The sequence below is a fragment of the Pseudoalteromonas sp. 4NS20-0020 genome (assembly GCF_057554385.1).
Genome location: NZ_BAAJMI010000002.1, coordinates 186,793 through 207,622 on the forward strand (window position 1 = coordinate 186,793; position 20,830 = coordinate 207,622).

The 20,830-nt window shown below is 38.6% G+C and carries 20 protein-coding genes; 6 read left to right on the plus strand and 14 right to left on the minus strand.

The genetic code is table 11. From position 1 onward, the window contains the following. Positions 1-12: 12 nt before the first annotated feature. Together AC27JL_RS04785 and AC27JL_RS04790 are read left to right on the plus strand one after the other, a co-directional pair. Positions 13-1,107, plus strand: coding sequence for an NADH:flavin oxidoreductase/NADH oxidase (locus AC27JL_RS04785; protein ID WP_487194962.1), 1,095 nt, complete (start codon positions 13-15; stop codon positions 1,105-1,107). A gap of 53 nt (positions 1,108-1,160) precedes the next feature. Next, complete coding sequence (locus AC27JL_RS04790; RefSeq protein WP_487194963.1) at positions 1,161-2,363, plus strand: MFS transporter; 1,203 nt, start codon at positions 1,161-1,163, stop codon at positions 2,361-2,363. A gap of 37 nt (positions 2,364-2,400) precedes the next feature. On the opposite strand, the gene AC27JL_RS04795 is transcribed toward AC27JL_RS04790, so the two are convergent. The 4 genes from AC27JL_RS04795 to AC27JL_RS04810 all read right to left on the minus strand — a co-directional run bounded on the left by AC27JL_RS04795 (position 2,401) and on the right by AC27JL_RS04810 (position 6,711). Continuing rightward, the gene (locus AC27JL_RS04795; protein ID WP_010556798.1) at positions 2,401-3,258 is read right to left on the minus strand and encodes an EamA family transporter; all 858 of its coding nucleotides are present in this window, start codon (positions 3,256-3,258) and stop codon (positions 2,401-2,403) included. Between the two features lie 207 nt (positions 3,259-3,465). Next, positions 3,466-4,209: a FadR/GntR family transcriptional regulator gene (locus tag AC27JL_RS04800; protein ID WP_487194964.1), complete on the minus strand. Its 744-nt coding sequence runs from the start codon at positions 4,207-4,209 to the stop codon at positions 3,466-3,468. Between the two features lie 472 nt (positions 4,210-4,681). Then, positions 4,682-5,677, minus strand: coding sequence for a Gfo/Idh/MocA family protein (locus tag AC27JL_RS04805; RefSeq protein ID WP_487194965.1), 996 nt, complete (start codon positions 5,675-5,677; stop codon positions 4,682-4,684). A gap of 2 nt (positions 5,678-5,679) precedes the next feature. After that, the gene (locus AC27JL_RS04810) at positions 5,680-6,711 is read right to left on the minus strand and encodes an AraC family transcriptional regulator (RefSeq protein WP_487194966.1); all 1,032 of its coding nucleotides are present in this window, start codon (positions 6,709-6,711) and stop codon (positions 5,680-5,682) included. 95 nt (positions 6,712-6,806) lie between these two features. Here AC27JL_RS04810 and AC27JL_RS04815 point away from each other — a divergent pair, with 95 nt between their 5' ends. Beyond that, positions 6,807-8,411: a GMC family oxidoreductase gene (locus AC27JL_RS04815; RefSeq protein WP_487194967.1), complete on the plus strand. Its 1,605-nt coding sequence runs from the start codon at positions 6,807-6,809 to the stop codon at positions 8,409-8,411. Here the strand turns inward: AC27JL_RS04815 and AC27JL_RS04820 are convergent. From AC27JL_RS04820 to AC27JL_RS04830, 3 genes are all read right to left on the minus strand, one after another. Next, positions 8,408-9,220 carry a class I SAM-dependent methyltransferase gene (locus AC27JL_RS04820; protein ID WP_487194968.1) on the minus strand — a complete coding sequence of 271 codons (813 nt, stop codon included), beginning with the start codon at positions 9,218-9,220 and terminating at the stop codon, positions 8,408-8,410. The genes AC27JL_RS04815 and AC27JL_RS04820 overlap by 4 nt on opposite strands. A gap of 6 nt (positions 9,221-9,226) precedes the next feature. Beyond that, positions 9,227-9,610 (minus strand): hypothetical protein, encoded by a 384-nt coding sequence (locus AC27JL_RS04825; RefSeq protein WP_487194969.1) that lies wholly within the window; start codon positions 9,608-9,610, stop codon positions 9,227-9,229. Positions 9,611-9,677: 67 nt separating this feature from the next. Continuing rightward, positions 9,678-10,097 carry a DUF3429 domain-containing protein gene (locus AC27JL_RS04830; RefSeq protein ID WP_487194970.1) on the minus strand — a complete coding sequence of 140 codons (420 nt, stop codon included), beginning with the start codon at positions 10,095-10,097 and terminating at the stop codon, positions 9,678-9,680. 265 nt (positions 10,098-10,362) lie between these two features. Between AC27JL_RS04830 and ahpC the strand changes: the two genes are divergently transcribed. Both ahpC and ahpF read left to right on the plus strand, forming a co-directional pair. Next, positions 10,363-10,932, plus strand: a complete 570-nt coding sequence (gene ahpC, locus AC27JL_RS04835) for an alkyl hydroperoxide reductase subunit C (RefSeq protein ID WP_004587118.1) — start codon at positions 10,363-10,365, stop codon at positions 10,930-10,932. Positions 10,933-11,085: 153 nt separating this feature from the next. Next, positions 11,086-12,669, plus strand: a complete 1,584-nt coding sequence (gene ahpF / locus AC27JL_RS04840; protein WP_243533924.1) for an alkyl hydroperoxide reductase subunit F — start codon at positions 11,086-11,088, stop codon at positions 12,667-12,669. A gap of 114 nt (positions 12,670-12,783) precedes the next feature. Here the strand turns inward: ahpF and AC27JL_RS04845 are convergent, their stop codons facing one another. The 4 genes from AC27JL_RS04845 to AC27JL_RS04860 form a co-directional block, all read right to left on the minus strand. Beyond that, positions 12,784-13,023: a hypothetical protein gene (locus AC27JL_RS04845; RefSeq protein ID WP_203988039.1), complete on the minus strand. Its 240-nt coding sequence runs from the start codon at positions 13,021-13,023 to the stop codon at positions 12,784-12,786. Between the two features lie 32 nt (positions 13,024-13,055). Further along, positions 13,056-15,083 carry a hybrid sensor histidine kinase/response regulator gene (locus tag AC27JL_RS04850; protein ID WP_487194971.1) on the minus strand — a complete coding sequence of 676 codons (2,028 nt, stop codon included), beginning with the start codon at positions 15,081-15,083 and terminating at the stop codon, positions 13,056-13,058. A 162-nt stretch (positions 15,084-15,245) separates the two neighbouring features. Continuing rightward, positions 15,246-15,467 (minus strand): hypothetical protein, encoded by a 222-nt coding sequence (locus AC27JL_RS04855; RefSeq protein ID WP_006791618.1) that lies wholly within the window; start codon positions 15,465-15,467, stop codon positions 15,246-15,248. Positions 15,468-15,525: 58 nt separating this feature from the next. Further along, complete coding sequence (locus AC27JL_RS04860) at positions 15,526-16,365, minus strand: patatin-like phospholipase family protein (protein WP_008129729.1); 840 nt, start codon at positions 16,363-16,365, stop codon at positions 15,526-15,528. Between the two features lie 484 nt (positions 16,366-16,849). On the opposite strand from AC27JL_RS04860, the gene AC27JL_RS04865 reads away from it, so the two are divergent. Continuing rightward, positions 16,850-17,722 (plus strand): SMP-30/gluconolactonase/LRE family protein, encoded by an 873-nt coding sequence (locus AC27JL_RS04865; protein WP_487194972.1) that lies wholly within the window; start codon positions 16,850-16,852, stop codon positions 17,720-17,722. 12 nt (positions 17,723-17,734) lie between these two features. On the opposite strand, the gene AC27JL_RS04870 is transcribed toward AC27JL_RS04865, so the two are convergent. The 3 genes from AC27JL_RS04870 to AC27JL_RS04880 form a co-directional block, all read right to left on the minus strand. Continuing rightward, positions 17,735-18,193, minus strand: coding sequence for an NfeD family protein (locus AC27JL_RS04870; protein WP_487194973.1), 459 nt, complete (start codon positions 18,191-18,193; stop codon positions 17,735-17,737). A 17-nt stretch (positions 18,194-18,210) separates the two neighbouring features. Next, positions 18,211-19,164: an SPFH domain-containing protein gene (locus tag AC27JL_RS04875; RefSeq protein WP_006791622.1), complete on the minus strand. Its 954-nt coding sequence runs from the start codon at positions 19,162-19,164 to the stop codon at positions 18,211-18,213. A 119-nt stretch (positions 19,165-19,283) separates the two neighbouring features. Then, the gene (locus AC27JL_RS04880) at positions 19,284-20,726 is read right to left on the minus strand and encodes a sensor domain-containing diguanylate cyclase (protein WP_487194974.1); all 1,443 of its coding nucleotides are present in this window, start codon (positions 20,724-20,726) and stop codon (positions 19,284-19,286) included. Positions 20,727-20,830: the final 104 nt, after the last annotated feature.

The window sequence follows — 20,830 nt, forward strand, 5'->3', positions numbered from 1 at the left end:
CAAGGATCTGTTATGAGCCAGCTTTTTTCGCCGTTATCTTTGGGTAAGCTCAGTTTACCTAACCGCATTATTATTGCACCTATGTGCCAATATTCAGCTATTAATGGTGAGGCAACTGATTGGCATACTATTCATTTAGGTCAACTGAGTTTAAGTGGAGCCGGTTTACTTATTATGGAAGCGACGGCTGTAAGCCCTGAGGGGCGAATAAGCTATGGTGATTTAGGTCTGTGGAATAATGAAACCCAAAAAGCATTAGGTAAAACTTTAAACACGGTTAGGCAATATAGTGACATGCCTATAGGTATTCAGCTTGCGCATGCAGGGCGTAAAGCGTCAACCGGTAAACCTTGGGACGACGTAGGTGCTATTTCGCCTAGCGATAAAAATGGTTGGCAAACTATTGCGCCATCGGCACAGGCTTACGATGAGCATTCGTTTGAACCTGTTGCAATGAGTAAGGCAGATATTGGCCAATTAATTGCGGACTTTGCAAGCGCTGCTAAACGCGCCGACGAGCTAGGCCTTGATCTGATCGAATTACATGGTGCTCATGGGTATTTGTTGCATCAGTTTTTATCACCTTTGAGTAATAAGCGTGACGATGAATATGGAGGCGGTTTACAAAACCGTATGCGCATTGTAATGGAGGTTTTTAAAGCGGTGCGCGCTGAGTTTAATGTTAATAAACCCGTGGGTATTCGAATCTCAGCGACTGACTGGGTTGAGGGTGGTTGGGATTTAGAGCAATCAATAGCGCTTGCTAAAGCGCTTGATGAGCTTGGTTGTGATTTTATTCATGTAAGTACTGCGGGTTTAAGCCCTTTACAGCAAATACCTGTTGAGCCTTGCTTTCAGGTGCCTTTTGCTACTGCAATAAAGCAGGCCGTTAATATGCCGGTTATTGCGGTGGGTTTAATTACCGAAGCGCAACAAGCAGAAAATATTTTAAGCGAGCACAAAGCGGATGCAGTGGCTTTAGCTAGAGGTATTTTATATAACCCACATTGGCCATGGCATGCAGCAGCTGAATTGGGTGCAACAGTTAACGCACCTAAGCAATATTTACGTTCAGGCCCGCACGGAAAGCCTTCACCCATAAAGTGACCTAATAAAACCTCAGTTTTTTGAGGTTTTATTTAATTAATTTTGAGAATGCCATGTCTAATTTAAGCGCAGACCCTGTGCAGATCAGCCGTACTCTTGTAAGCGTTATTGCACTATGTTGCGGCTTAATTGTTGCCAACATTTACTATGCACAACCTATTATAGAATTGTTAGCCCCGGATGTGGGTTTAAGTGCACACAGTGCCAGCTTTATTGTGTCTTTAACTCAAATTGGCTATGCCATTGGGTTATTTTTTTTAGTGCCGTTAGCCGACTTAGTTGAAAATAAACGGTTAATGTTAATTACTCTGTGTATTACATTTTTTAGCTTAATTGGACTGGGGGTTGTTCAAACTCCAAATACAATGCTGTTTTTGTGTTTGCTAGTGGGGGCAAGCTCGGTATCGGTGCAGGTACTTATTCCGTTGGCGGCGCATTTATCGTCAGACGAAAAGCGGGGGCAAGTTTTAGGTAATATTATGGCGGGGCTGTTGTTGGGTATTTTGTTAGCAAGACCTGTAGCCAGCATAATTGCCGATCATTTTGGCTGGCGTGCCGTGTTCTTTTTTGCCGCGGGATGCATGGTATTTATTGCTTTAGTTATTCACTTTGCTATACCCACAAGGTTGCCAACGCATAAAACACGTTACTTTGCTTTATTACGATCGTTAAAGTCGCTGGTAATAAGTCAACCTGTGCTTCGTCAACGTGCTTTTTACCAGGGGCTAATGTTTGCGTCGTTTAGCTTGTTTTGGACGACAGTGCCTGTTGTGCTTGCCAGAGAATATGGTTTTTCTCAAACTCAAATAGCATTGTTTGCTTTAGTAGGCGCAGCCGGTGCTGTTGCAGCGCCTATTGTTGGGCGTTTAGCTGACAAAGGTTATACCTACGAAATGTCGTTATTAGCCAAAGTGATTGCATTATTGTGTTTTTTACCCAGCTTATTTGATTTACCAAACGGCATTATCATATTGGCGCTAACCGGTGTTTTAATTGATTTTGCAGTGCAAGCCAATATGGTACTTGGTCAGCGGGTAATTTATTCGCTAGAGCCACAAAGCCGTGCTCGGCTTAACGCCATTTACATGACCAGTATATTTTTGGGCGGTGCTGTTGGGTCATTAATTGCTAGTTCATTATATGAGTTTGGGGGGTGGGAAAGTATAGCTTTAGTTGCGGCTGCAATGCCGCTTATTGCGTTAATAGGTTTTGTTTATTCTGCTAAAAAAGAAAAACAAAAAGCACATACAGCTTAACAAAAAAGCCATCGTGGTTGATGGCTTTTGGTTTAGGCTACTTTTTTGACTCGCCAGAGAAGGAGCTTCCTGCCGAGGCTATAATTACTAATAAAATGGCTAACCACTGCCAGAGTGTGAGTAGCTCGCCTAAAATAACAAAGGCAGCAAGTGATGCAATGGCAGGTTCAAGGCTCATCATTATGCTAAAGCCTTGAGAAGGCATATTACGCAGTGCCACCATCTCTAACGTGTAGGGTAACGCACTTGATAAAACTGCAATACCAATCCCCAGAGGAATAACTTCCCATGTGAATGCGCTCGCTTGCATAATGCCTCCGTAGGGCACAAGCACAATGGCCGCAACGGTCATACCTAGGGCAACCGTTGCACCACCTGAGCTTTGCATTCCGGTTTTTTTACCAAACAATATATAGCCAGCCCAACATGCACCTGCTGCTAAAGCTAAAATAACACCAACAGGATCTAAGCTCTCTTCACCGCTCATATCGGGCAATAAAAGTAATATACCGGCAATGGCGCAGGCAACCCAAAATAAATCGCGTTTACGGCGAGAGCTAAATAAAGCAACGGCAAGGGGACCAGTAAACTCCAGTGCCACACCAATACCCAAGGGTATGCGCTCAATAGCGTAGTAAAACAGAATGTTCATTCCACCTAGGCTTAAACCATAAACCACAATAGCTAAGCGGTTTCCTCTAGTGGGTATATGTTTCCATGGTTTAAATACTAAACATAATATAAGTGCAGAAAAACCAAGCCTAAGCGCGGTCGTCCCTTCGGGGCCAACAATGGGGAATAGTTGCTTTGCAAACGACGCACCCGATTGAATGGTCATCATGGCAATTAATAAGCAAACAGTTGCTAATATGAAATCTTTGGTACTTGATTGCATTGTTGTCCCTAATTTAAAGCACTGTTAATAGGGGTTAATAAATTTCCACTATTTAAGATGCAATGGCTATATTTTGTGGCGGGATAATATCTGCTTTTAGTACGATTGGTAAGTGTTTGCGATTAAAAAATAGGTATGGCTGTTTAGAGTATGATCTAATGAAGGGCAACATACTAGCAAACAGATTGTTTGCTAGTATGTTTAAACTTAGTGAGCGCTTTTATTAACGAGACCGTCTAAAGAGTAAAGACCGCGTTTTTCGTCATTTTTACGTTTTATTTCTTCAAGAGCACGCGCTTCTACAGCGTCAAACAATGCATTTATTAACCGGTTGAAGTGTTTATGCATGGCCGCGCGGGCTGCACTTGCGTCATGTGATTTTAGTGCCGTGTAAATAGCGGTGTGCTCATCCATCACACATTCGTTGTTATTAGTACAAACACTACTGTAATCAGCAACAATTTGTGGGTTTTTTAATCGTAAATCCCACAAGTTAGAAACAGCAAATTCAAGCGCTTTATTGCGTGTTGCTCTGGCAATTATTTCATGGAATTCTCGGTCTGCTTGCTCTACATAAAGCCCTTTTTCCATTACTATTAGCGTTTGATTTAGCTTCTCAAGTTCTTCTTCTGTAATGCTTTGAGCGGCAAGTGCTGCAATTTCGCCTTCGATGAGTGCGCGGGCCTGAGTTAATTCAAATGCGCTGATCTCTTTTGATTTTATAGAGGCATTTTTTTGTTCAACAACATAAACACCCGAACCGGTTTTAACTTCAACCCGTCCACGTACTTCTAATGCAATAATTGCTTCTCGAATTGTTGGGCGACTTACGTCAAACATTTCTGCAAGTTCACGCTCAGGAGGTAAACGACTCCCAGCAGTAAACTCACCTTGATTTATTAAAGACTCTATTTTATCAACAATGCGCCAAAATAAGCGACGATTACCCATATTGTACCTTCATACCCTAAGGAATATTGACCATTTAGGTCTAAAAATTTATATCATTTATTAACCGACAAGGTTACCCCAAACCCCACTAATATGTCAAAATTCTAGTGTTATGATTTGGTTATAAAACAATATTGTTAGTTGCTTTGGTTTGTGTAATACCAATTTAGTTTAAAATTAAATAATTGGCTAGCTTGATTGGTTATGTTTTTGTGTGTTAGTTTGGATTTACACCGATAAAATGAGTAGTGGCTGTTTTCTGATGAAGATTGAGTAATAGTTTCTATTATCTCGTCAGGAATTGGTAAATACTTTAGGTCATTTTATCAAACTGATTGCCCACGGATGGGGATCGTTACCTAAATGTATATAAGTAAAAAGTGTGTAGTTGGTATAGTGATTTGCATTTCCCCATGGGCGTTAACTGTCGTTGGTTAACGCCCATATACAGCTAATCCAGTTATAGGCTTAATTAATGTGTTTTATCGTTTGGGTAAATCACACCTAATTGTTTACGAGCTTCGTCAAGTACATTCATAACATCTAATGACAACGCGAAGGTGTTTACATCAGATTCCCACTGTTTTTTTTCTATGAGTTGCATAAAGTGAGCAACTTCAAACTTCATAAAATGCTCATCAAATTGTTCAGATATAATTTCTGATTCGCCATTGTTAGCAATAAACTTTACTTTTTTGAGTTGCGATACGGCTTCAATACGCATTCTGCCTAGTTCACCTTGTATTTCTGTTATGTTTTCGCCTTGCGATATTTTTGAGTAGCTAATCACAGCTTGCTTATTTGAGTAATTAAGCAGTACATCGCCTGCGCCATCAACACCGGTATCTAGTATTACGCCACTTGCATTTACACTTTGCGGCGCGCCCCAAAGTGCAATTAACAAGTAAAGAGGGTATATACCTAAATCGACCAAAGCACCGTTGGCAAATTCAGGTAAAAAGGTGTTAGGGCGCTCCCCATTTTTGTACTTATCGTAACGAGATGAATATTGACTGTATTGACCGATGTACTTTCGAGGAGTGCCTATTCTGCTAAGTGCTTGCTTTAACAATGTGAAGTTAGGTAAATGGGTGGTCATCATTGCTTCCATGTATAAGCACTGGTTTTGCTTAGCGGTGGCTATGATTTCTTTTAGTTCTTGGCTATTGGCTGCAGACGGCTTTTCACCGAGTACATGTTTACCTGCGTTTAAACACCTAACCGCATACTGTTTGTGCAAGCTGTTGGGCGCGGCTATATAAACTGCGTCAACGCATTCGTCTTGGCAAACTTGTTCAATACTGGTAAACGTTTTTGCATGTGTATTTTGCGGGTGCTTTGCTAAAAATGCTTCGCCGCTTGAAAGCGCGCGAGAGCAAACCCCGTATAAATTAAAATCAGCGAGGGTATTAGCAGCGTCAAGTAATGTGTCGCTGATAAAATTAGTACCTACAATTACAAAGTTCATACTCATTCCTTAGAATTATGTTTATTTAAGTTTATCATTTTTTTAGCTCTGTATGCTCGCGGAGAATAACCAAACCAACGTTTTACACTGGCGCTAAGTGTTGCTTGTTCTTGATAACCTAATAGCTCTGAGATGGTTGAAATACTGTAATGGTTTTGCGCCAAATAGTGCGCAGCTAATGAGCGCCGGGTTGAGTCTTTTAGTTTTACAAAGCTTGTGTTGTGTTTATTTAACTCTCTGTGCAATGTTCTTGGGTGCATACCCAGCGCTGCTGCTATGGTTTCGTTTGTGCATTGATATATTGGCAACATGGGCCTAATTAACGCGCTTACTTGAGTTGGCAGGGATTGATTTTGCTGTTCGCTTTGAGCTAAAAACTGCAGCGCGGCAGGTACTTTATCGTACTGGGGTTGTGCAATTGATAATGCTAAATCTGTTTTTAAAATAACTATACCGGCACTATTTCTATTGTGCGTGACTTTGCAGCCAAAGTAAGTGTTATATGCGCGGGTATTAGTAAGTTGCTTTTGAGGTAAAAATACCGCTTGTGGTTTACAGGTGTTATCACTTAATTTTTTTATTACTCCCATGGCGAGGCCGATAGTTAGTTCTAAAACCTGGGTTGTTTTAGGTAATGGGTTTAAGTTTATTTGAAATGATAAAAAGAGTGTTTTATCAGCCTCTAACGGATGAATAGTTAAACTTAAAGCGGGAGTGTGTAGGTGCAAATATTTAATAACCCAGTTGAGAGCGTCACCTAAATTAGTGCTACTTTTTGCTGCTATAGCAATAGGGCCAAGTATATCAAAGCTCTGCTTATTGGCTAGTTGCAGCCCAAAGCTTGGGCAGTTGAGCGTATGTGCACAATGCTCAAGGAGTTCGGCGTAAGTACTATAGGGCAAGTATTGTTGCTCTAAGTTATTAAAGCAAATGTTAAGGCCAAGCTGTGTCATTATTTGTGATATGTCAGCGCCTAAGCTCTTAACAAGCGAGTCTATCCCTTGTAGTGATGTGGCCTTAATAAAATTTTTCATGCATTACTCCAGCAACTTGGTGTCTAAAAATATCAAGTTTTGATGTGTTTTTCTATGCAGTATTAATAAGGTATTAATTTTTCATAAGGGCTCACATGCAGAGCACAACATTTGATTACATTGTTATAGGGGCAGGTAGTGCTGGGTGTGTTATTGCTTCGCGTTTATCTGAAGATAAAAATGTGAGTGTATGTTTAATTGAAGCCGGCGGGGGAGATAAAAGCGCTCTTGTTCAAATGCCAGCTGCAGTTGCTGCCAGCGTGCCTTATGGTATTAACAGTTGGCACTATAATACAGTACCCCAAAAAGCACTTAACAATCGGTGCGGTTTTATGCCAAGGGGTAAAGTGCTCGGTGGTTCAAGCTCAATCAATGCAATGGTGTATATTCGAGGTAATAAACACGATTATGATGAGTGGGAAAAGCAGGGGAACATTGGCTGGGATTATAAAAGCATGTTGCCCTATTTTATAAAAGCTGAAAACAACAGTGAATTTATAAAAAACCCATTGCATGGAGTTGATGGACCGCTTTATGTACAAGAGCTAAATACGCCAAGTTCTGTTAATCAGTATTTTTTAAATGCTTGCGCTGAACAAGGGGTACCGCTAAATGATGATATTAACGGTAAAGAACAAAGTGGTGCACGTTTGTCGCAGGTTACACAGCATAAAGGAGAACGTTGTAGTGCAGCGAAAGCGTATTTAACACCTAATTTAAATAGGGATAACCTAACCGTATTCACACATTGCCACGTTAAAAAAATAAATATAAAAAATAAAACTGCGCAAGGAGTGCAAATAACACGTAACAAACAGCAAATAGTGTTAACGGCTAATAAAGAGGTGATTTTGAGTGCGGGGGCTATTAATTCGCCGCAAATTTTAATGCTATCGGGGATTGGACCAAAAGAGCAATTAAAATTACATAATATTGATGTGAAGGTTGTGTTAGAAGGCGTTGGTGAAAATTTACAAGACCATCTAACAGTGGTTCCACTTTTTAAAGCCAATAATAGTGCCGGTACGTTTGGTATAAGCCCAAAAGGTGCGCTTCAAGTTACCAAAGGGGTTGCAGATTGGTTTAGTAAACGAAACGGATGTTTAACAAGTAACTTTGCGGAGTCTCATGCGTTTATTAAATTGTTTAAAGATTCGCCGGCACCTGATGTTCAACTCGAATTTGTAATTGGGCTTGTAGACGATCATAGTCGCAAGTTGCATTATGGGCATGGGTACAGTATTCATAGCAGTATTATGCGACCTAAAAGTAGAGGGACTATCAAGCTTGCAAACAATGACCCCCATACAGCACCGCTGATTGATCCTAATTATTTAAGCCACCCAGATGACTTAAACATAATGTTGTTGGGTTTGAAAAAAACACTCGCAATAATGAATAGCCCAGCCTTTGATGAAATACGTGCAGATATGGTTTATCCACTCGATATAAATAATGATCAGCAGTTAATAGAGTTTATTCGTGAAACAGCTGACACTGAATATCATCCCGTTGGGACATGTAAAATGGGTAAGGACGAGATGTCGGTTGTTGACAGCAAGTTAAAAGTGCATGGCGTTAATAATTTACGTGTTGTTGACGCGTCAATAATGCCCACAATTGTCACAGGTAACACTAATGCCCCTGTTATAGCGATTGCAGAAAAAGCGGCTGACTTAATTAAGGCAGCCAATAGTTAGCTGTAAAAGGTGTTTAACCAGTGTTGCCAATCAGATTCTAGGCGTAACATTTGCAAGTGCTTTTTAGCTTTAAGATGTTTTGCTTGGTCTTCTTCTGCGATGAACGGTCCAACTCGGCAAAGCGCGCAATGGTTTGATGTTAAGTAGCTGGGTTTGGTTAATTGTTTGGCTAGTTGGGGTTCTAAGGTGCTACTTTTTGGGCTAAATACATACGTGATCCCGCTGGTGTCTTTGACGTGTTTGTCACGGTCAACATTACGAATTTTATAGCCCGAAAAACGTGTTATATCAAATGGCATTTGGCCACAATATTTGCTGCTTAAACGTTCGTTTAAACTGCCTTCTATGTTCCATTCACGATAAGGTTTTACATCTTTAGAGGTTATAAAGCAAAGCATTGGGCCATTTGGGTTTAACGCAAACTCAGTGGCATATTTAATAAATTGATGTAATAGAGCTCTGTTTAAAACGTTCATACTTGACTGACGAGTGCGAGCTTCAAACGCCTCTTTACCTACAAATGCAGGAATAAGTGGGAACTGAAAAATGACTACATCAAAGTATTGGTTGTTACTTTTTAATGTTTGCCAACACGCTTTGCTCGTCACATCAAAATTATTAAGAACGTCAACACTGCATTCACGCAATTTTTTTAAAGCGTTATCAGGGTATTTTTGTTCTATGGTTTGTGCGCTATCGTAAGTTGAGGCGACTAATTTATTTGGTTTTACGTGCTCAAAAATCGCATGAGAAAACGATAAGTCGCCATCGCCAACAGTAAGTATTCGCCAATTAGGATTTAAGTACATACTTTGCTATGTGTTTTGCTTATTAACATTTTGAAGTTGCTTATTCGCCGTACTTAAACGCTCAAAAGCAAGCCTTGTTTTTAGGCCTTCGATGGCTATTTGCTTAATAATTAAGTTAAAAGTGATTACAATTGCAAATGCAAAATGCAGTGGGCCATCTGTAAACCCACCGTCCGCTTTATATAACGTTACGCCAAATAATATGAGCAAAACAACTAAAAATATCTCAATAAGTTGATTTGAATAAAAGTTGAGGCGGTTTTCATTTTTGTGATCTTTTTTAATGCTAATAGCGCAAAAAAATGGAATGACCTTGATTTTGAAAGCGGCGTTTTTTTCTACATAGTTTTCGCCAAGCTCGTCAAGCTGCTGGCGTAATTGGTCAATCATGGTGAGTCCTCAAATAGCTGTGCGCGGATGGTACATTATTACCGCGCAATATTTAAGGTAATAGCTACTATTTTGGGTAAATACTCATACCAATAATAAATATATGGCATACAAACACGACCGATGTCAGCACAAAGCGCATTTTTTGATAGTCTTTGTCGTAGGTTTGCCACTGTGATGTTGATTTTTCAAAAAGTAGAACAAGCCAAAAACTCAGCGATAACCACCCTAAAACCCATTCAACAGGTAAAAACGCTAAAAATGGTACCGGAATAACAGGTAGTACCGCTTTTATTGCATCAGCATAGCTTTGCTGGCCGGCATGCCAAAGATTACCTGCCATAAAAGCAAGAATAGCAATGCTATAAAACGTAAAAAACTCTAAGTTAACACTGTTACTACCGAGCATCAGCGGCCACGCTAAACAGGCTAGAAATGGTAATAGGCCAAGATAGCCTAATTGGATGTGATTGATAAACTTGTTCATAACAGTGTGCCCTGGGTGTTTTTAATAGTAAGCGAGGCAATTGTATCAGCCTTACGCGTGCAAACCGATATATTGCAATAAATTAAGTACGAATCTAGTTATTATTTAGTTTCATCCTAAAAATCGATTGTTTTAATCTAAACAATCAATTTTATTTAATTTATCGATGGGCTTATTGTATTAATCAAGCCAGCAAGGTTAGCCCAAAAAATCTCGCTTTGCTTGGTAACTTAAATTAATACATTAAATATAAATGAGGAATACTATGAGCACTTCATTAATCAACACAAAAATTCAACCTTTCAACGCAACTGCATACCACAATGGTGATTTTGTAGAAGTATCTGAAAAAGATGTACTTGGTAAGTGGTCAATCTTCTTCTTTTACCCAGCAGATTTCACATTTGTATGTCCTACTGAACTTGGCGATGTTGCTGATTACTACGAGCAACTACAAGAAATGGGTGTAGAAGTTTACTCAGTATCAACTGATACTCATTTTACTCATAAAGCATGGCACGATACGTCAGACACAATCGGTAAAATTAAATTCCCGATGATTGGCGACCCAACAGGCCGTATTACTCGCAGCTTTGGCGTTATGATTGAAGATGATGGCCTAGCACTTCGTGGTACGTTTGTAATGAACCCTGAAGGTGAAATTAAAGTAATTGAAACTCACGATTTAGGCATTGGCCGTAGCGCTAAAGAGCTAGTGCGTAAAGTACAAGCTGCACAATACATTGCAACTCACGACGGTGAAGTTTGTCCAGCATCTTGGCAGCCAGGTGAGGACACACTTGCTCCTTCACTAGACCTAGTTGGTAAAATCTAAGTATAGATTACCTCAACTGTAAGGGCAGGTAACTGCCCTTAAGCCAATAAATATTCGTTTATTGGTGCCTCCTATCTCAATATGGTAATTAAGCACATGCATTTATTGGCATGGGAGGCTTGCTGTTTGAATTTTCCTAAAAAGGGTTAAGCCATGTTAGATAACAACATTAAAAATCAATTAAAAAGCCATTTCGAATCGCTTACTCAACCTGTTGAGCTGCTTATTGCCTTGGATGACAGCAAAAAATCAACAGAAGTAGAAAGCTTAGCAAATGATTTAGCATCATTAAGCGATAAGTTTACGGTAGTTAACAACCCAGATACCAGCGCACGCCGCCCGTCTATGGTTGTACATTCACCAGTTAAAAATACTCATATTACGTTTGCAGGCGTACCGATGGGACACGAATTTACAAGTTTAGTGTTGGCGCTTTTACACACTGGCGGACACGCAAGTAAAGCAAAAAGCGAAGACATTGAACAGATACAATCACTTGATCAAGAACTTAATTTTGAAATTTACATTAGCTTGAGCTGCCAAACGTGCCCTCAAGTAGTGCAGGCGCTAAATACAATGGCCGCGACTAATAGCAAAATTAAAGCAACAATGATTGATGGCGCACTATTTCAAGAGGAAGTAGAAGAGCGCAACATTTTAGCCGTACCGGCTGTTTATTTAAATGGCGAACCATTTAGCCAAGGTGCATTAAGCCTAACTGACATTTTAAACAAGGTAGATAGTAAAGGTGCAGCACGCCAAGCAGCGGCACTGAGTGAAAAAGATGAATTTGACGTACTAGTAGTTGGTGGTGGGCCTGCGGGTGCCTCAGCTGCTATTTACTCTGCACGTAAAGGCTTAAATACAGGTGTTGTAGCTGAACGTTTTGGTGGGCAAGTTGCTGACACATTAGCGATTGAAAACTTTATCTCTGTTAAAGCCACTGAAGGGCCAAAACTTGTTGCACAGCTTGAAGAGCATGTTAAAGAGTACGATGTTGATGTAATGCATAACCAACGTGCTGCAGGACTTGAACGCGTTAATAACAAATACGAAATTACGCTTGAGAACGGGGCTACTTTAAAAGCTAAATCACTTGTTTTAGCAACCGGTGCACGCTGGCGTGAAATGAACGTACCCGGTGAGCAAGAGTACCGTGGGCACGGTGTAGCATACTGCCCACATTGTGATGGCCCTTTGTTTAAAGGTAAGCCTGTAGCAGTGATTGGTGGTGGTAACTCAGGTATTGAAGCGGCAATCGATTTAGCAAACATTGTTGAGCACGTAACAGTGCTTGAATTTGCAGATACACTTCGCGCCGATGAAGTACTTATTCGCAAAGCGAAAAGCTTAAATAATATTACTATTATTAAAAACGCCCAAACTACAGAAGTACTTGGCGATGGTAAAAAGGTAACAGGACTCACGTACACAGACCGAGTATCAGGTGATAGCAAGGCACTTACTCTAGCGGGTATTTTTGTACAAATAGGCTTAATTCCTAACACTGAGTGGTTAAAAATTAGTGACTTAGCGCTAAGTAAATTTGGTGAAATATTAATTGATGCAAAAGGTGCTACGTCATTACCGGGTGTTTATGGCGCAGGTGATGCAACAAATACCCCATTTAAGCAAATTATTATTGCCATGGGCAGCGGTGCAACAGCAAGTTTAGGTGCTTTTGATTACTTAATTCGCAACAGCGAAGAAAGCGAGCAAGACAAAACAGCTGCTTAACGTGCAAAACTTCTCTTGATATAACAGCAAGGTACACCCATCGCTGTTTGTTAACCCAAGCCGCCCTCTCCAAAGGCGGCTTTTTTATGGCGTAATAAATCATATATAAATAGGTTAATCGCCACCGCCACCACAGCCAGAATCTGAACCGCTGCAATTATTATCAGAGTAACTTGTACTAGTATTGTATGTGGTTGCACCTTGTTTTGAGTTTGCAGTGACAAAGGTAAGTAGTAGCAAAAAGCTACTAACAATTAAAATTACCATGATTGACTGCCAATCCTGTGACGAATAACCGGTATAAAGTGACAAAGCTAAAATAGTAATCAAAATGGTCCGAGCTATTAATTTCATTGTTATTTCCTTTTACTTACTGTCAGGTATATTTAATGTAATTTTGGCTTAACGGTTTTTATTGCTGATGCGATAGCGAGCTCAAGTGAGTACATTTTAAAAGGTTTTGATATAAACATATCCATGCCAGCTTGTTTACAGGCAAGTTTATCTTGCGACGACGTATTAGCAGTTAACGCAACAATATACGTTTTATCTGCGGGGCAAATTTTTTGCTCTCTTAACTGCTTAGTTGCTTCAAAACCGTCCAAAATAGGCATAATACAGTCCATAAAAATAAGGTCATACGGCTTTTGCTTACATTTTAAAACAGCGTCTTGACCATCAACCGCAAAGTCGGGGTGTATATTAAGCTTATTTAGGGATGCGTTAAGCACTAATCTATTGATGTCGTTGTCATCAACAACAAGCACAGATAACTCGCTTGTGTTTAAATCAATGTTAGCGAGCGGTTTATTTTCAAGTGCTTGCTCTTCACCTCGGGTTATAGGGATATAAACTGAAAATGTAGAGCCTTTATTAATTTCGCTACTGACTTCAATTTTACCGCCCATGTACTGAACAAGTTCTTTTACAATTGCTAAGCCTAGACCTGTACCGCCTTTTGTATTTTTAGCATCGACTTCTTGCGTAAATGGTGAAAATAGCGATTTAAGAAATTCAGGAGTCATCCCTCTGCCTGAGTCAGTCACGGTAATAGTGAGTGACAAAGCGTCGTCAATATTGGTTAAAAACGTGTCCAGCTTTACACTACCTTTTTCTGTAAACTTTAATGCATTACTGAGTAAATTGGAGGTAATTTGGCTTAGGCGTGTGTTGTCGAAAAAGGCCCAGCAATCGTCATTAATTTCATTTTTCACTTCAAGTGCGACACGCTTTTCAGTAAATAAAGGGGTATAAAGTGAAACAAGGTCAGTGAAAACAGTTTTTAATAAAACATTGTTTGGTTCAAGCTTAAGCTCGCCATGATTAATTTTTGAGAAATCAAGAACCTCATTAATAATGTTCAATAATATGTCTGAGCTGCGTAGCGCAACTTTAATTTTTTCTGTTCTTTTTTGTTCATCATGCTCATCTATCAAGTTGGTGAGCATGCCTGTAATACCATTGAGTGGCGTTCTGAGTTCATGGCTAATTTTTGCAAAAAGCATGCTTCTATCAAAAAGTAAGCGTTCAGCCTCTGCTTTTTTGCTTTTAAGTTCTTCACGAAGGGTCATCGACTCTGTTACATCTTGAAACGTGCCAAATAACCTTACGCAGGTGTCGCCTTCAAATTCAGCTTCTCCAAAGGTCGATACCCAAATGTTGTTATTTTTTGCAGTAACAATTTCAAGGTCTAAATTCCACTTTTCGCCTTTGCTAACGGCTAACTCTACTGCTTTGGTAATATTTTCTCTGCTAGATCCCTCTTTATAGAAGTTAATTGCTGTTTCCATAATAGGTTGATAGTTTTCATCAACTTCATGAATAAGCTTAGTTTGTTTGCTCCAATAAATTTTATTGTGGGCAATATCAACTTCCCAAGTTCCTATATTCGCAACGCTTTCAAGCTTAACAAGGCTATTACTATTTTTTATTAGGCGATCTTTTGTTTGGTTTCTGGCAAATTCCGCACCTAACCATTGTGCAAATAATTCTATATAATCATAGGCTTGGTCTGTAAAAACAGGCGATGAATCAGCAGAAGAAAAGTTAACGGTTCCAAACACTTCATTACCTATTTTAATAGGAGCACCAATGTAGGATTCCAGTTGGAAATTAGCAAAGCAAGGGTGGTCTGCAATTTCGCTCTGAGATACATTGTGAAATGCGAGGGCTGAGCCTGCTTTGAGGGTGTGTGTGCAGTAAGTACCTTCTAGGTCAAATTGTGTACCTATAGCAAGATCGTTGTTAGGGGTAACCGCATATAAAACAGTGTAACACTGGTCTTCAACCTTACTGATAATAGCTAAATCAAGATTAAAAACGTTAAGCCCAAACGTTAATAGCTTTTGCGTTTTGTTGTCAAATGATAAACTTTGATCAGAGACTATGTCGTGAAATTGCCTAAGAAAATTCAATAGAAAAACCCTATGGTATTAATTTTTTTTAAACTTTATTTAGCAAGTTTAGAATAACGTTAAAAAGTGATAAAAAGCTATTACTATCTCGGCAACTAAATACATAAAAACACGATTTGATTAAAATATAGATTTAGCGTATCTGTGTGCACGTTATATAATCTAGTATGTTGAGTTAGGTGTGTACTCTGGGTTGATATCTCCATCAACTTCTTCTGGATCAACATCGTTTATCAGCAGTGTTTCTCTTACGGCTTCTATATGATCAAGGACCGTTTGATAACGCTCACCATATTCATATTTAGTCACTTCAATAGCTTTTGGCATATATGTAAACGCTATTTTAAGAGCATGAAGTGCATCGTCATTTATTTTTTCACTCATATTTTTCTCCTGACTAAATTAATATCGGCGGTTAAAACATTTTCTTTAATTGTTTATTTTAGGGTGCTTGCAAGTGAGCACGCGCTTCAGTTATGCCCATTTGGTATCCTTTATTTAAAATATTAAACGATTTAGTGGTTCTGCCCACTTTAAAGTGCTTTGGTGGTGCAATAATATTAACTATACAATCGCTGGGTGGGTTTTCTATAAAATCGATACTTTTATTATAAACGTCAGCTCTATTTAATGCTGCATTTATGAGTGCAGGATAGCCCTTATAAATTTGTTTAGTGAGCCAAGACGTTTTTGTCGCTTTTTTTTTGTACCCTCGTGAACGTGACAAGATAACCGTTATTTCGCGCGCCCCCATTTCATACGCCTTGATAACAGGAATAGAGTCTGCAACTCCACCATCCGTCATAGGTGTGTTATTTATAATCGGGTAATCACGATATGCAATAGGAATTGCGCAGGATGCTTTTAATTGCTCAACCATATTGTCGTTTGTTGCTTCTAAATAATAGGCTTTACCTGAATCTATAGCGGTAGTAACAATATAAAACGGTTGTGGGTTTTGCTCAAATATTTCGGTTTGTAGACGAATTTCACGAATAGTTTCTTCCCATAACCAATCAAGGTCAAATAAGTGACCACCTTTTAAAAACCGAGCCAGATTAATAAACTCCGGCCTACATGAATAATCTGTTATCACTTTGTAGTTTCGCATGGGTTGCTTACATAAGAATGCAGCTACATTTGTTGCTCCTGCAGAAACGCCAAAGTAACAATCAAAGGGCTGATGATTTTGTGATAAAAATTCATCAAGGACACCTGCAGCAAATATACCGCGCATTGCGCCACCTTCGACTACAAGTGCATGTTTTATATTTTTAGCCATAATTGTAACTCCTTTTAATCTGACTTTATGTTACCAACTAAGGCCAGTGAGGGCGAGCTATAAAACACATATTATCAATAAGTTGCATTCCTATTAAAGGTTAATTCAATAATAAGTAAACAATAACTAAGACATTTAATTTAATAAATATCTCGGTAGTTAATATATTAATTAATTGGCATGATATTTTTAGTAATTTTATGGCTGTAATTCCATCGCACTGAGTTATATTTTTTGTTAATGTTAGGCTTCAAGCTTATGTTAATAATAAACCTTTAAAAGGGTCACTGATTTTGCAACATTAAGATGGATAATATGCGTCAATATTTTTGCATAAATTGACATTGTTATAGTTATTATATCGCGAACGTAAGTCAGCATAATTTAGCCGTTGTTGCTTTCGAGCCCGTTATTTAAGAACCTTGTGCTGCGAATAATTGTACCAAGGTCATAGTTTGCTCCTACAAGGTAAATAAACTCTAAAATGAGCGATTTTAAAATCACCTTATTTAATAATACGCAAAATCAGCTTGGCGAAAGTCCGCTATGGCACCCAATGTTGGCAAAACTCTTTTGGGTTGATATCAATGAAAAACTGTTATTTTGTTGCTCACTCGATGAACCAGCAAATGCTTACTCGGTTGAAATGCCTTTTATAGTGACAGCTATAGCTTGGCAAGATAAAGAGCATTTAATTTTAGGAACTGAATCTGGAATTTACCGTTATCATATAAAGCGTAAAATACCTCAGTTAATTACGGAACTTGAAAGTGGTGACTCGAATAGGCGCTCAAACGATGGGCGTGCCGATCCCTGGGGTGGTTTTTGGTTAAGTACAATGGATATGACTGCCGAAAAAGGGCAGGGTAAGATATACCGCTATTACAAAAAAAAGCTAAATTGCATTGTGACTGATTTAACCATTCCTAATGGTTTGTGTTTTGATAAAGCTCGCTCTCGTGGTTACTATTGTGACTCTTTTACAAGCTGTATTTACGTTCTTGACCTTGATGTTAATACAGGTGAAGTTGCTGGCACGGCGAAGGTATTCTATCAATTTAATAACACCGATGTAGATCCCGATGGTTGCGTAATCGACAGTATTGGTAACTTGTGGTTAGCAGTATGGGGAATGGGCTGTATTATGTGTTTATCGCCTGATGCAGAAGTAATTCATACAATAAAAGTAAATAACCTCAATCCTACATGTACAGCATTTGGCGGCAAACAAGGTGAGCTGCTATTTGTGACTTCAGCATTATGCGACTCTAATAAGGACTTACAAAATATACAAGGGACGACAATTCAAATTAGCGGGATAAAAAACGGGCAACTCGAGCCACCCGTTATTTTATAATTAGCTTACAAATTACTGTGAAACCGGTTTTACCCACATTACACCAACATCTTTTTTCATAACGTATACGCGAGTGCCTGCAGTAATTGCTTCCTCACTTTTTAATTTCCAGCTAATACCTGAATAATTATAAGTAGTTAACCCTTGCTCGGTAACGTCGTCATCTAGGGTAAACGTAAGCTCTGCAAAATCGTTTGTTACGGGCTTTGTATCCACACGGTTTTGCATTTTTTTTAGAGGTTTCCACAGGCCAATGGCTAAAATAGCCGTTACCACTGTGTTACTCCATAGTGCAGTTGTTAATGAGTCTGGCAATATTCCTATGCTCATTGAAAAACCAGTTATCAGTAGTGATAAGCCAAAAAATAATAGAATAATAGTAGAGAGACCCAGCACGGCTACTTCTATTATTAAGGCAATTATACCAAGCACCATAAGTGCTTGTGGTAAATTTTGCATAATAAAATCCATACAAACCTCTTTAGGTGTTAACCTTTATTTTGCTTGTTTAAACTATTAATGATTGCCATGCCTTGCGCAACCATTGAGCTTGCATCTGTTGCGTTGTCAGGGAGAAGAACAACAGATGATTCACGTGCAATGGCTTCTTTAGCCGAAATGGCTTTAGTTGCTAAATCAAGTTGAATCGCTTTTTGCCCTTGCTCTGTATCAGCGGCTTCACCGACTTTTAATAGTGCATTGGCTTGTGCTTCAGCGACGGTTGTAATTGCGGTAGCTTCACCTTCCGCACGTAAAATTTGCTCAGCTTTATCTGCTTCTGCAGCAAGCACTTGTGCTTGCTTTTTACCTTCAGCGACATTTATATTTGCTTGACGGTCACCTTCAGACTCTAAAATTTGAGCACGTTTTACACGCTCAGCCTTCATTTGTGCTTCCATAGCTTCCATAATCGAGTTCGGTGGCACAATATCTTTAATTTCGTAACGCAGTACTTGAATACCCCATGGCTCAGATGCCTGGTTTATTGCAGCTACTATATTTGTGTTTAGTAGGTCACGCTCTTCAAAAGTTTTATCTAGCTCCATTTTACCAAGCTCTGAGCGCATTGTTGTTTGCGAAAGCTGAACAACTGCAAATGTATAATCGTCAACACCATAGGTAGCTTTGTACGGGTCTAATACTCGAAAGTACAATACGCCATCTACAATTAACGAGATGTTATCTTTTGTTATAGCTGATTGAGATGGAACATCTTGGGCCTGTTCTTTTAAGCTGCGGTCGGCAGATATTCTATCGATAAACGGAATAATAAAATTAAGGCCGGCTTCTTTGGTTGATTGGTATTTACCAAAACGTTCAATTAGCCAAGCTCTATTTTGAGGGACAAATTTAACACTGCTTTTTAGAAGCACAATAACAAATATGAGTAAAAATGCCTCAACGGTAAATACGACATCGAGGATTTGTGACACTGGATCCATTTAAATATTCCTTATAATAATTAATCATAAAATGGTGTATTGTTTTAATTTTAAACTAATAAAGACTACCACTTTTCAATGTAATTACCTACAAAAAGTGGGCACTTAAGAAGTACATATTATCGAGGGGGGCTCTCGGAAATTTTATTTCGACCAGTTTCTTTAGCGTTATAAAGAGCAGCGTCTGCTTTTGCAATAATGTCTTCTGCTATTGTTTTTGTGTTAGGAATTAGGCTATAAAAACCAATACTTAAAGTAAGCATATCACTTACTTCTGAATATTTATGCTCAATGCCCAACTTGGCTATTTCTTTTTGAATTAGAGTGGAAAAGCAATATGCATTATCAGTATTGGTACAGGGTAAAATAAGTGCAAATTCTTCACCACCATATCGAGCTGCTAGATCGCCGGGGCGCTTACATAAATTTTGTAGTGTTTCAGCAACTTGTTTTAATGCCTCATCCCCTTTTTGATGACCATAACTATCGTTGTATTTTTTAAAAAAGTCGATGTCGCAAATAAGTAAACTAATGGGTTGTTGGTAACGAACGCATCTTTGTATTTCGTCATCTATAGTTTGATCAAAGCATCGACGATTAGCTATGTTAGTCAAGCCGTCTGTATTTACCAGCTCACTTAATTGTTGATTGGCTGTGATAAGTTGCTGCTGAGTAAGTTCTAATTTTTGTTTATAGTTTATATTTTTGAACGCGTTGGTTAGTATTTCACCCACTAATTTTATTCTGATTAAATCAAGGTTTGTCCATTCACGTTTTACTGCTACACAATCGCAACCAATAAAACCAACAAGCTCTTTTTCGTAGCTTAAGCCAATGCACATTACTGATTTGATTTTTTGTAGTTCAAATTCTTTTTTTTCACCACCTGCAGAGGCTGGTAAATCCGCAATATCATTTACTTTAAAAAGGTAAGTGTCGTTCATTAATTTAAAAAAGTAGGGAAGTTCTCTTTTAGGAATATTTTGTAACGAATCCTTAAAAGGCATTATGCCTTTATTTACCCATTCATGTGTATTACTCATTTGTGTGTTTTCGTCGTTAAATTTAAATAAATAGCTGCGATCTGCATGGCATACAGTGCCAATTGCTTTTAATGCATAATTAATATGTTTATCTACATCATCGTTCTGAATATCAATGAGATCGGCTGATATATTCGATATAACAACATCAAAATTATATTGTTCATCAATTGTTTGTTTTTCTATTTCAAAGGTGATCATTGAAACGGTCTCGGTAATATTGGCAAATTTAATATTCAGTAAGAAGGCTGTTTTATCTACTTCAAGCACCACTTTATTTTGAACATTAGGTATAAGATAAACATCAAAAAGGTTCTGTAATAATAAAGTTTTTTTACTTAAAGGGCTTATTAGCTTTATGTGACTAAAGTGATTTTCATTCAAGTCAGAATGCTGCTTTAAATTAAACAGGTTTAACGCGGATTCGTTCGCTTTGTAGTTGCGTGTTTTTGAGTCGTGGACCAAAACAGCAAAAGGGAGACACTTTAATGTACTCCAGATCTCTTTAATCGAGTTCAACGTTTAAGTTACCTCATTTTCTATAAAAGATAGGACATATCCGATTGATTTTTATTCTTATAATATAGTTTTAGTACAGTTTTGTTGATATTACTAACTTTTTT